Source organism: Brumimicrobium salinarum (genome assembly GCF_002844555.1).
Classification (GTDB): Bacteria; Bacteroidota; Bacteroidia; order Flavobacteriales_D; family Crocinitomicaceae; genus Brumimicrobium; species Brumimicrobium salinarum.
Map to the genome: position 1 here is coordinate 24,339 of NZ_PJNI01000009.1, position 12,787 is coordinate 37,125.

General features: G+C 34.1%; 11 protein-coding genes. 7 read left to right on the top strand and 4 right to left on the bottom strand.

Features of this window, described 5'->3' with window-relative positions; translation table 11 throughout:
• The 6 genes from miaA to CW751_RS08885 all read left to right on the top strand — a co-directional run bounded on the left by miaA (position 1) and on the right by CW751_RS08885 (position 6,893).
• Positions 1-894 (top strand): tRNA (adenosine(37)-N6)-dimethylallyltransferase MiaA, encoded by an 894-nt coding sequence (gene miaA, locus CW751_RS08860; protein WP_101334648.1) that lies wholly within the window; start codon positions 1-3, stop codon positions 892-894.
• 221 nt (positions 895-1,115) lie between these two features.
• Positions 1,116-1,415: a hypothetical protein gene (locus tag CW751_RS08865; RefSeq protein WP_101334649.1), complete on the top strand. Its 300-nt coding sequence runs from the start codon at positions 1,116-1,118 to the stop codon at positions 1,413-1,415.
• An 86-nt stretch (positions 1,416-1,501) separates the two neighbouring features.
• Positions 1,502-2,131 carry a hypothetical protein gene (locus CW751_RS08870; protein WP_101334650.1) on the top strand — a complete coding sequence of 210 codons (630 nt, stop codon included), beginning with the start codon at positions 1,502-1,504 and terminating at the stop codon, positions 2,129-2,131.
• A 349-nt stretch (positions 2,132-2,480) separates the two neighbouring features.
• Positions 2,481-4,256, top strand: coding sequence for a 30S ribosomal protein S1 (gene rpsA / locus CW751_RS08875; RefSeq protein ID WP_101334651.1), 1,776 nt, complete (start codon positions 2,481-2,483; stop codon positions 4,254-4,256).
• A gap of 128 nt (positions 4,257-4,384) precedes the next feature.
• Entirely contained in the window at positions 4,385-6,040 is a 1,656-nt protein-coding gene (locus CW751_RS08880) for a YceI family protein (RefSeq protein ID WP_101334652.1), read from the top strand.
• 22 nt (positions 6,041-6,062) lie between these two features.
• Positions 6,063-6,893 carry a DUF2279 domain-containing protein gene (locus CW751_RS08885; protein ID WP_133122181.1) on the top strand — a complete coding sequence of 277 codons (831 nt, stop codon included), beginning with the start codon at positions 6,063-6,065 and terminating at the stop codon, positions 6,891-6,893.
• Between the two features lie 212 nt (positions 6,894-7,105).
• Here CW751_RS08885 and mutS read toward each other — a convergent pair whose 3' ends face one another.
• Positions 7,106-9,682: a DNA mismatch repair protein MutS gene (gene mutS / locus CW751_RS08890; protein ID WP_101334815.1), complete on the bottom strand. Its 2,577-nt coding sequence runs from the start codon at positions 9,680-9,682 to the stop codon at positions 7,106-7,108.
• A gap of 136 nt (positions 9,683-9,818) precedes the next feature.
• Here mutS and CW751_RS08895 point away from each other — a divergent pair, with 136 nt between their 5' ends.
• Positions 9,819-10,361, top strand: a complete 543-nt coding sequence (locus tag CW751_RS08895) for an RNA methyltransferase (RefSeq protein ID WP_101334654.1) — start codon at positions 9,819-9,821, stop codon at positions 10,359-10,361.
• A gap of 151 nt (positions 10,362-10,512) precedes the next feature.
• On the opposite strand, the gene CW751_RS08900 is transcribed toward CW751_RS08895, so the two are convergent.
• From CW751_RS08900 to upp, 3 genes are all read right to left on the bottom strand, one after another.
• Positions 10,513-11,217 (bottom strand): YjjG family noncanonical pyrimidine nucleotidase, encoded by a 705-nt coding sequence (locus tag CW751_RS08900; RefSeq protein WP_101334655.1) that lies wholly within the window; start codon positions 11,215-11,217, stop codon positions 10,513-10,515.
• A gap of 253 nt (positions 11,218-11,470) precedes the next feature.
• Complete coding sequence (locus CW751_RS15325) at positions 11,471-11,680, bottom strand: hypothetical protein (protein ID WP_133122182.1); 210 nt, start codon at positions 11,678-11,680, stop codon at positions 11,471-11,473.
• Between the two features lie 16 nt (positions 11,681-11,696).
• Entirely contained in the window at positions 11,697-12,344 is a 648-nt protein-coding gene (upp, locus tag CW751_RS08905; protein WP_317045805.1) for a uracil phosphoribosyltransferase, read from the bottom strand.
• Between the last annotated feature and the right edge of the window lie 443 nt (positions 12,345-12,787).

The following is a 12,787-nucleotide window of genomic DNA, read 5'->3' on the forward strand; positions in this document are numbered from 1 at the left end:
ATGAAGAAATTGATTGTAATAGCAGGCCCCACAGCGAGCGGAAAAACATCCCTTGCTGTGGCTGTTGCAAAACAACTGAAAGCACCTATAATTTCAGCTGATAGCAGACAATTTTACAAAGAACTTTCCATAGGAACTGCAAAGCCTACAAAAGAAGAAATGCAAGGCGTTCCGCATTATTTTGTAGACTCCCACTCTATTCACACCCCCTTAACCGCAGGACAATTTGAAAAAGAGGCCTTGGCAAAGGTCAATGAATTATTTAAAACCAATGAATTCATTGTAATTGTTGGAGGCTCTGGAATGTTCATCAACGCATTAATTTACGGGACAGATCAATTGCCACACGATCCAAAAATCAGAGCATTTTGGAATGATAAATTAGAACACTATGGTATTGAATACCTTCAAGAAGAACTCAAGAAAGTAGATCTTGAATATTTTCAAAACTCAGACATTCAAAATCCAGTTAGAATTATCAGGGCATTAGAAGTCTTCGAAATTACTGGTACTCCCTACTCTCAATTAAGGAATCAAAAAAAGAAAACCCCACGCTTTCCCACTGACTTTTACGTGTTAGATCATCCAAGAGAGGTTTTATACGAAAGAATTAATCATCGCGTAGATTTAATGATTGAAAATGGATTAATAGATGAAGTGAGAGCAAATAAAAAACACCAAAAACTACAACCATTAAACACCGTTGGCTACAAAGAAATATTTGAGTATTTAGATTATAACATCTCTTACGAAAAAGCAATAGAACTAGTAAAACAAAACACACGAAGATACGCCAAAAGACAACTCACTTGGTTTAGAAAAATTGAAGATGCGCAATGGATTAAACCAAACGCTTTGGATGAAATGACACAATTAATATGTAAGAATGTTTGAGTAAAAGCAGATGCTCTTTTAAGAATATGAAAATTAGAAAAGAAGTTCTTTATGGTTTAATTGGAGTTTTGACTATTGTAGAATTCTATTGGCAGCCAATATTTGGAGTTTACAACATAGTTAAACTAGGATAAGGATTATCTCTGTTGACTCTTACCATTTACATTTTATGGAACCAAATACGAAAGAAACTAGTAATTATAGCTTCTTTATTTGCATTTATGATTGGAATAATCTCCACTCAAATTAGTATCCTTAAATACGAAATATTAAACTCACCTTACAAAGGATATCTCACTATAAAAACCTGTCATAATGCCACAAAACTTGCAGAAAGAGATTTTAATAATGGACGTCTTAAATATTTTCAGTTAGGTGATTTTAAGGATACGACATTATTAAATATTTTAGAAAATAAAAACATTCAAATTATCGATTTGACAAGTTTTAATGCTGAACACCTAGAATGTAATAACAGCATCACCACACTCAGTCTTTCTCAATATTCTCCCGTTCAGTAAAACAAGTTCCTATTTCGTCATTATTTTCCATTCAACACTAGGACTAATTCTCTGATTTCTGTATATTTGATTTAAAATCAACAACTATGAAAATTATATACTTCGCTCTTACTTTGTCTGTTTTGGCTTTATTTTCTTGTAAGAAAAAGGAATTAGAATTTAATTTAACAGGGTATGTATCCTCATCTATTTCTAATCAAGGCTTATCAAATGTTAATGTTGAAGTTTACACGATTGAAATAGGTAAAAACATTGAGTCACTAAAAGGAACTACACAAACAGATGGAGCAGGAAAGTATTCAATTAACATTGACAGGAGTAAGTTTGAAAAATTGATAATTGTTTTTACCAAAGAAAATTACTTCAAGCATTCAAAAACATATTTTTTTGATGATTTAACAGCAGATGAGGAAAACGTTACCAATCCAACCTTAGAAGCAAAATCTTTCACTCGTTTTATAATTAAAAATCAACCGCCAAATAATGATCAAGATGTATTAAAAATTCAGAAGGTTAATGGCAAAACAGACTGTTCTGAATGCTGTCCAGACGGAGAAAGTTTTTACACAGGTAAAGTCGATACTATCTTCAAATGTGCAAATACTGGCGATACATATATGAAGTTTTACTGGTGGGTAAATGGAAGTGAGTCTTACGGCTATGACAGTGTTTTGAATGTACCTTTTGAAACCACTGACTATATTTTAGAATATTAATTGTTTCATTGTAAACAAGCCATTAAACCATTAGGAACTACACCTAGTAAACACAAATATACTCCTTATAAAAATTATCCGTTTCGTGATTTAGCGAATACTTCAATAAAATGTAGTTTAAGTAAAAAATACATTGTAGGATAGGCCTTTCAAAATTGAATAAAACACTTCATTTTCAAGAAGTAATTAAATTTTTATCAATGTCTTTTGCCATTCAAATAAAATAAGTTTACCTTTGCACTCCAATTTAGAGAAAATTGGGCATCGTCAATCTTAATACAGACGATTTTAATATAAACATCTTTCAGGTTTTTAAGATTACTTGAAATACAATTAAATTATTGCCAATATGGCTGAAAACAAAATTATCGATCAGGGAAATCCTGAATTTGACTGGGAAGCGTTAGCAAACGAAGGATACAGTCAAGCAGAACACGCTGAATACGCTGATACGTATGAAGCAACTTTAACTTCTATCAATGAAAAGGAGGTAATCCTTGGAAAAGTAGTAGCGATTACAGACCGTGAAGTGGTTGTAAACATTGGTTACAAATCTGAAGGAGTTATTGCAATTAATGAATTTCGTTATAAAGACAACCTTGAGATAGGTGATGAAGTTGTTGTTTTTGTTGAGTCACAAGAAGACCGTAATGGTCAGCTTGTTGTTTCTCATAAAACAGCACGTATGCACCATGCTTGGGATCGTGTTAACGAAGTACTTAAAACTGGAGAAGTAATTACTGGACATGTTAAATGTAGAACTAAAGGTGGTTTAATCGTTGATGTATTTGGAATTGAGGCATTCTTGCCAGGTTCTCAAATCGATGTAAAACCAATTCGTGACTACGACATGTATGTTGGTAAAGACATGGAATTCCGTGTTGTTAAAATTAACCAAGAATTTAGAAACGTTGTTGTTTCTCACAAAGCACTTATTGAAGCTGAACTTGAAGAGCAGAAAAAACAAATTATTTCTGGTCTTGAAAAAGGACAGGTTCTTGAAGGTACAGTTAAAAACATCACTTCTTATGGTGTGTTTATTGACCTTGGTGGTGTTGATGGTTTAGTTCACATTACAGATCTTTCTTGGGGACGTGTAAACCACCCAGAAGAAATTGTAGAGCTTGATCAAAAATTAAATGTAGTTATTCTTGATTTTGATGACGACAAAAAACGTATTGCACTTGGATTAAAACAATTGCAAGCTCACCCTTGGGATGCGTTGGATGAAAACATGAATGTTGGAGACAAAGTAAAAGGTAAAGTAGTTGTACTTGCTGATTATGGTGCATTTGTTGAAATCGCACCTGGTGTTGAAGGATTAATTCACGTTTCTGAAATGAGTTGGTCACAACATTTAAGAACTGCGCAAGATTTCCTAGCAGTAGGAGATGAAGTTGAAGCAGTTGTTTTAACATTAGACCGTGAAGAGCGTAAAATGTCATTAGGAATCAAGCAATTGATGCCAGATCCATGGGAAGAAATCCAAAACCGTTACCCAGTTGAGTCTAAGCACAAAGCTAAGGTACGTAACTTCACTAACTTCGGTGTATTCGTTGAATTAGAAGAAGGTGTTGACGGATTGATTCACATCTCAGATCTTTCTTGGCAAAAGAAAATTAAACATCCATCAGAATTCTGTAAAGTAGGAGAAGAAATGGAAGTTGTTGTTCTTGAAATCGACCAGGAAAACAGAAGAATCTCTTTAGGTCACAAACAATTAGAAGAAAATCCATGGGATGTATTTGAAACAATCTTCGGAGAAGGTTCAGTACACCAAGGAACAATTGTTGAACAAAAAGATAAATCAGGTATCGTATCTTTACCATACGGTGTAGAAGGGATTTGTCCTGCTAAGCACATGCGTAAAGAAGATGGTTCTAACGCGAAAGTAGAAGAACAACTTGATTTCAAAGTTATCGAATTCAACAAAGACGCTAAGAAAATTGTTGTTTCACACTTAAGAACTTTCGAAGAAGGAGAAGACAAACCAACGACTAAAAAGTCTGGTAAGTCAGGAGGTACTTCTAAAGCCATTAAAGATGTAAACAAAGGAGCTGAAAAATCAACTTTAGGTGATTTAGATGCACTTGCAGCGCTTAAAGATAAAATGGATGGAAAATAATCATTCCTCATTATAGAGATACAATCCCGATTCTAAAGAATCGGGATTTTTTATTTTTAAACAAATCATCTTTATTACTGTATTATCCTATTAATTAAAATATCATTAATTTTATAAAAAAATAAAACATGACATACATAGCAGCAATATTTTTAATTATTTCAGGAGTTTTATCTACCTTTTCTAGCGTAAAAAGAAAAGCACCCGCTACTCAAATGATTTCTTCATTCATTTTAGGGTTAATTACTTTAATACTTGCCAAAGACTTTTTCTCTGTTGCAGAAGAAACCAATTTCTTGATGGCTTTTATTTTAATTTCAATTCTTGGAATAAGCTTTGCCTTTGGAATCTTACTAAAGCATAAATCAAATAATATTTTTGTACTTATTCCACTCATTCTATCTTTTAGTTTCTTATTCTTTCCCCAAGTGAGCGCACATAGCTTTATGGATTTCCCTATAGAGGACCTGAAAGTTTTAATAATGATAGCAGCAATAAGTTCCTTAACTCCACTCCTCATTTCATTAGTAAATAGCTTAATTAAACGGTTAGTGAATAAAATTTCGCCCATCAAATGGGAAACTCAAGATCAATATTTACTATACAACGCATTTGGCTTTGTTTTTATAGGCCTCATTGCTGCAATCGGTAACTTTTTACTTGGTAAAGCTGGGGTTCTAATTGCTGCTACATTCTTTCTTTCGTCTGCTTTTCTTTTCAAAAACAAAACGATTAACTCAACAAATATTAACACGGCAACGGGTGGTTCGTTATTTTTAATAGTTGGTGCATTTATCATTTTAAATAATGCAGGCTATGAAGCCTTAAACTTATCAAATGGTGAAGTACTTGAAGGTATTTTCTTCGCTGGTTTTAATATAATGGTATATGAAATTCTTATTCGTTTAGCAAAAAGAAGTTCGGGTAAATGGCAGTTATTATTTACACTAAAAGCACTTTTTGTTCCTGCAGTAATTATTTTGTTACTTGGGTTTGCTTACACACAACTAGAACGACTAGGAGGTGTATTAACTTTAACAGCTTTGCTTATTTCAACAGGTTTGGTTGGGTTGCTATATGCTGGTTTTAAAAATACATCAAATGCAATTGGATTGAAATTATTTTCCTTTGGCTTAATTCTTATAGTTGCCCCTATCTTCTCTCCTGTTAAACAAACCTCGGGTATTGATTTAGGTGCACTTGGAATTGAAGATAATAAAGGAAAAAGTAAAACAACGGTCAAAAGTTATCATGATCAATTAGAAGAACCTAATGGAAAAGATTTAGAACAAGCATTGGGTAAATGGAAAATCGATGAAGAGGTTTCTAAGATTTTCTTTGAATTGGGACCACAAGGAGGTAGAACAAACGGTGAGTTTCAAAAAGTAAAAGGAACTTTTAATGTGGCACAAAACATTTCCAAGTCCAAAATAAAGGTTGTTATGCCTGTAAAAAATATTACCACCTTCAACTCAATGCGAGATGAATCCTTAATGGAAAATGATTATTTAAATGAAAAAGAACATCCCGAAATGATATTTAAAGCCAATCAGTTTAAGCCTAAAAACGATGGATATGAAGTTCAGGGAGATTTCACATTACTTGGAGTAACTAAGCCTTTAAACCTTACTTTAAAATTAGTTGGAGTTGGAGAAAAAAATAACGAAAAAATCATGGTGCTTTGGGGGAAAGCTTCTCTAAACAGAACTGATTATGGTATGGCTTCCTCAGCAAAAATTGGTGATATCGTAGATTTTCATTTTGAAGTACAGTTAAAGCAATAAACTTTGGTAAGTCTAATAAATTTTGAAACAAACATTACTCATACTCTTTTCATGCCTGACTTTGAATCTTCAAGCGCAAACATTTTTTGAAAAGGATTCCGTTTTCAATGTAAAACGAACGGCATGGACAAGTGGAGTAATTGGCGCAGGATGGTTAGGCAGCGTTGTGTCCTTGAAAAATATTTGGTATAAAGAAAATTGGACAAATAAATTCCACACTTTTGACGACTCAAAACAATGGTTAGGAATGGATAAAGTAGGCCATTTTTATACTGGAAATATGATTACCAAAAACATCTCTTCTGTTTATGATTGGTCTGGCATGAATAGGTCTCAGCGTCTAATCATCGGTTCTACAGTTGGATTTGGATATTTAACCACATTAGAGATTTTGGATGGTTACTCTGAAGAATGGGGCTTTTCATGGGCAGACCTTGGTGCTAATGCGCTTGGAGTAGCTTGGTATGTTTGGCAAGATTTGGTATGGGAAGAACAAAGATTCAAATTAAAATTCAGTGCTCATTTGACACCTTATGCATCGTATCGTCCAGAAGTCTTAGGTAGTTCTTTTCCAGAAAGGTTACTTAAAGATTACAATGGTCAAACCTATTGGCTTTCATTTACGCCAAGTCAGTTTCTAAACTCATCTTCTTTTTTCCCGAATTGGCTTAGCTTTAGTTTTGGTTATAGTGTGGACAAAAAACTACATGGCGATCTCAACGTATATAACCACATCGATAGTAAATTAGGGATTGAGACTTTTAATGCGGAACGGCAATTTCTATTTTCTTTAGATATTGACTTTGAACAGTTTAGTCCTGAAAAAAATGGATATCAACCCTTTTCAAAGTGATTAATCACATAAAAATACCATTTCCTGCATTGATCTTTAACGGTAAACAATTAATTGTACATCCTTTGTACTTCTAATTTACACCGGATATTTTATACATCTTTAAAGCAAAAATATAGAGAGGTCAATCAATAAAGGTTCACTTACTTGAGAATCTGTAAATATTGTAATTACAAAAATATTCCAATTCTTAATATGAGCAAATACTCGTATTACTTCCCTCCTACCATTTTCTTAATTTCATTAAGTTTAAAAAGAGCTTCTACTGGAGTTAGTGTATCGATATCCATGTTGGTAACTTCATCACGAATACTTTCTAAAACAGGATCATCTAATTGGAAAAAACTCAATTGCATATCATCTGCATCACCTGCCGCCTTAACTTTTTCTTTTTCACTCCCTCGATTCGACGTTTCAAGTTCTTTTAACATTTTTGTTGCACGTTCAACAACAGGGTTTGGCATTCCAGCAAGTTTCGCAACGTGAATCCCAAAACTGTGTTCACTTCCCCCTTCAATTAGTTTACGTAAAAACAGAATTTTTGTCCCCACTTCCTTTACAGATACGGTATAATTCTTTATCCGTGGAAACTTATTCGTCATTTCATTTAACTCATGGTAATGTGTAGCGAAAAGTGTTTTGCAATGCGCCTTTGGATGTTGATGAATGTATTCTGCAATTGCCCATGCAATAGATATTCCATCATACGTACTTGTTCCTCGACCAATTTCATCTAAAAGCACTAAACTTCTACGGGAAAGATTATTTAAGATACTCGCCGTTTCGTTCATTTCTACCATGAACGTTGATTCCCCTGAAGAAATATTATCTGAGGCTCCCACCCTCGTAAATACTTTGTCTACAATTCCTAATTTTGCTGAGGCTGCGGGAACAAAACTTCCCATTTGAGCCATTAAAGAAATCAAGGCTGTTTGACGTAAAATAGCACTTTTACCCGACATATTTGGTCCGGTAATCATAATGATTTGCTGGGTATCGTTATCTAAAAAAACATCATTTGGGATATAATCCTCACCAATACCCATTTGTTTTTCAATCACAGGATGACGGCCTTCTTTAATATCAATTGCAACACCATCATTAAGCTCTGGCATGTTGTATTGATTTTGCTTTGCTACAGTTGAAAAAGATAAAAAACAATCCAATTGCCCAATCAGAAATGCATTAAATTGAATAGGATGTATATAATCAGCCATTGCGAGAACCAATTCTGAAAACAATCGCCTTTCGATGAGATCAATTTTCTCTTCTGCGCCAAGGATTTTCTGTTCGTATTCTTTAAGCTCTTCTGTAATGTATCTTTCTGCACTTACAAGAGTTTGCTTACGTATCCAATCTTCAGGAACTTTGTCTTTATGGGTATTCCTAACTTCCAGGTAGTACCCAAAAACATTATTAAAAGCCACTTTTAAACTAGGAATCCCCGTTCTTTCAGACTCTCTTTGTTGCAATTCCTCTAAAAAGGTTCGCCCAGAATTAGATAATTTACGTAATTCATCCAACTCTTCATCAAATCCATCTGCAATGACTTTTCCTTTTCCAACTTGGATAGCTGCATCATCATGCAGTTGCTCGGTAATCAAAGCAATCAATTGTTCACATGGATTAATACGATCTACAATGCTCAACAACGCTTTAGCTTGGGTACTTTTCAAAAGGTTTTGAATTGGTTTCAACTCTAATAATGTTCCCTTTAATTGGTTAACCTCTTTAGGATTTACCTTTCCTACAGCAATTTTTGAAGCCAAACGTTCTAAATCATAAATATTACTCAGGCGTTGATTCAACTCAAATGAAACCTCTTCATTTTCGATTAAAGCTTTCACCGCTTGTTGCCTCGCTTCAATTGTTTTTAAATCTTTAAGAGGCAAAACCATCCATCTTTTCATCATTCGTCCACCCATTGGAGTGATCGTTTGATCGAGAACAGACAATAAAGTTGCTCCATTCTCATGTGGGGAATTGATAAGTTCGAGGTTCCGCGTTGTAAAGCGATCCAACCAAACATACTTATCCTCCTCAATTCTACTGATTTTTGATATATGCCCTAAATCTTTGTGTTGTGCTTCAGAAATGTATTGCAAAATTGAACCAGCTGCTATAATTCCTGCACTTAGTTCTTCAACTCCAAAACCTTTTAAATTCTTAGTTTGAAAGTGTTTATTCAAAGATTCACGTCCAAAATCTTCCGTGAAAATCCAGTCTTCTTGGCGGAAGCTATAAAAGCGTTCGCCAAATATTTCTTTAAACTTTTGGTCTTGTTGTCGTGCATATAAAACTTCACTAGGTTCAAAACCTTGTAAAAGTTTATCCAAATACTCTGTATCTCCTTGGGCTACAAGAAACTCCCCTGTTGAAATATCAAGAAAAGCCACACCATGTTCCTTTTTACCTAAAAAAACAGAAGCTAAAAAGTTATTCTTATTATGTTCTAAAACTTGATCATTCATCGCAACTCCTGGAGTAACAACCTCAGTGACACCACGCTTAACGATTTTTTTCGTCATTTTCGGGTCTTCCAGTTGATCGCAAATTGCTACGCGTTCTCCTGCACGAACTAATTTTGGCAAATACGTTTGCAAAGAATGATGAGGAAAGCCAGCCAATTCAATATGGGCAGCAGTTCCATTTTTTCTTTTAGTGAGAATAATTCCAAGTATTTTAGAGGCTTTAACAGCATCTTCTCCAAAGGTTTCATAAAAATCTCCAACTCTAAAAAGAAGCATGGCTGTTGGATGTTTTGCCTTGATCTGATTATATTGCTTCATCAGTGGAGTTTCACTTGATTTTTTTTCTTTCTTTGTTTTCGCCAAAATGAATTTGTTTATGTTATTTTGCAGTGCGTAAACATACTGGTTTCAGTAGATATTTCAGCAAAAAAAACAGGTCCAATTATCAATACTTATGAACAGAAAGTTAAAATTATGGGAGTTAAATCGCCCAACAGTAGAGGAGTTTAAAGAAAAAGAGAAGTTTCCACTTGTGGTGGTACTTGATAACATTAGAAGTTTAGCCAATGTGGGCACGTTTTTCCGTACTGCTGATGCTTTTAATGTTTCTAAAATTATTCTTGGGGGAATTACCGCCCAGCCACCTCACCGTGAAATTCAAAAGACAGCGTTGGGTGCAACAGAGTCAATTGAATGGGAATATCACGAGAGCTTAGTTGATTTGCTAAAGAAATATCAATCAGAAGGATGGAAAGTCTATGCTGTTGAGCAAGCAGAGAAAACACAAATGTTACATGAAATCAAAATAAAATCTGATGAAAAGCACATTTTGGTTTTCGGAAACGAAGTGGATGGTGTACAACAAGAAATCATTGATATTGCAGATGTTGTTTTGGAAATCCCTCAATTTGGGACGAAGCACAGTTTAAATGTTTCAGTTTGTGCTGGAGTAGTACTTTGGGAGTTTGTAAGAGAAATTTCGGTCAGAAATGTGTAGTTATTGAAGAGTTAACTCCCTTGGTTTCCTTCATTATGATGTATTAAATTTTGTCGAAATGAACCCGTAAGCTTGGTTTAGCGTACTTCTTGCTTCATAACAGCTTATCAGCTAATTTATAAACACCTATCTTGTTTCGATAAAATACAACTCAAATTCCTAAAATCAAAGGTGGTATTTCCTTTAAATGCTCGACGCGTTCAATAGTTGTATTGGTGTGGTATTTCTTATTAGGATCAAATAAAACACCTCGAATTCCAGCATTTTCTGCACCAATTACATCTGCTTTAAAATCATCTCCAATCATAATCGAATGATTTGCTGCAGCTCTAGTTCTTGCCAATGCACCTTGAAAAACAGATGGATGGGGTTTTGCTTTACCCACTTCCTCGCTACATAGTACATCATCAAAAAAATGAAGTATTCCACTATTTTTTAGTTTAATGAATTGAACTTCTTTAAACCCATTTGTAATAATATGTAAGCGGTAATTTTGCTCTTTTAATTCAGATAGTACCTCTTTGGTAGAAGGAAAAAGATGTGTTTGATAAGGAGAAATTTCGAGATATCGATCGTTCATTTCTTGGCCTAATTGTTCGTCATCAATATTAAAAATCTTTAATGTATCTGTAAAACGACCATTTCTTAATTGTATTTTATCAATTTTTCCTTGTCCGTAATCGTTCCAATACTTGGCATTTACTTGTTTATAATTATTCAAAAAATCCTGAAATGATGACGCATGATTTTCTAGTTTTAAATCATCAAAGATAATTCGCAAAGCGCTTTCAGAGTTTCTATCAAAATCCCAAAGTGTTCGATCCAGATCGAAAAAAACATCTTTTATAACATTCATATAACTAAATCTTTAACAAAGTAAGTGCCACCTGTAATAATAAAGCAATCTAAGGTAAGGAATAAAATAATGAATGGGAAAGTTTGCTTATGATGTTTATAAAACTTTGCGGTAATAATCGTCCCTAGAGGAATAGATAAGAACAAAGGAAAAGCCCAATACGTAAAATAACGACCTATTTTTTGTTTAAAATAAATGATACGTCGGTTTGTTTTTGTAAAGACTCTGTATTTCGGGATAACCTTACCTTTCGCTATTGCCTTTTTGGTTTTTTTGCCCTTCGTTGAACAGAGAGCTGCATAAAGTAACTACTTCCAAAGTAAAAAATAGAGGCTGAAAAATATCCACCCACACAACACGATATAAATGTTTCCCAAAAACTTAATCCAGCAGCAGGTCCTGCTAAGGGAGTGAACATAAATTTCCAAGAACTAAATAAAGCAAAACTGAAGTATGTTAACATTTGTCTATTACTTTACTTACACCTTTTCTCCGTAAGCTAAATCTCCTGCATCGCCCAAACCTGGAACAATATATGACTGAGCTGTGAGTTCATTATCTACCGCTCCTACCCATATTTTGGTAGATTTTGGTAGTTTTTTCTCTATAAAACCTAGTCCCTGCTCTGTGGCAATTCCAAAAACTAAATGCAATTGTTTAGGCGTTCCATATTTTTTAAGCACCTCGTAAACAGCAGCTAATGAATTACCTGTGGCCAACATAGGATCACTAATAATAAGTACTTTCCCGTCTAAGCTTGGTGATGCACAATATTCTACATCGATTTCAAAGTCTTCTTTTGAAGAATGATTTCTATATGCACTCACAAATGCTGAATCCGCTTGATCAAAGTAATTGAGTAACCCTTGATGCATAGGAACTCCAGCACGTAAAATTGTTGCCAAAACAATTTCATCATCACACGTATGCATCATAGCTTCGCCTAATGGTGTGGTGATTTCTTTTTCTGAGTATTTCAACGTCTTGGACAATTCGTACGCCATTATTTCGGCTATTCGTTCAATATTACGTCTGAACCTCAATCGGTCTTTTTGAATTTTAGCATCTCGAATTTCAGCCAAGAATTGGTTGAAAATTGAATTGGTTTTTGAGAAATTAGTTATCATGATTGCAAATTTAATTCTAAATTACAATCATTTTACAATTAATGAAATTAAAATGAAAAGATGTTGCTATGATAAACAGGAATAAAATAAAAAAACCATGTAGCTTAAATCTGAAAGCCTCAGATCGACATGTGTAGAACCTCCGACTTATTTCTGTAATCCTCTGGGTTATCCTTTTCGTAAAACGACGAAGGGAGGCTCGCCATAGACAAGTCAAGTACAGTTCTAAAGGTAAAATTTTAAGCTTCAAACAACGCTACATGGCGGTCTTGCGACCTCAAACAAATCGAACACCTCTGTGTGATTGTTTGTAAGGTAAAAATAATACTTTTTTTTGACTCCCCGCTATAATTTTGCTAACAATTTTACGTGTTTAAACAATCATATCCAAAAAAAAAGGTGCCCATAATAAATATGGACACCTTGAAAATAAATTAATCCGT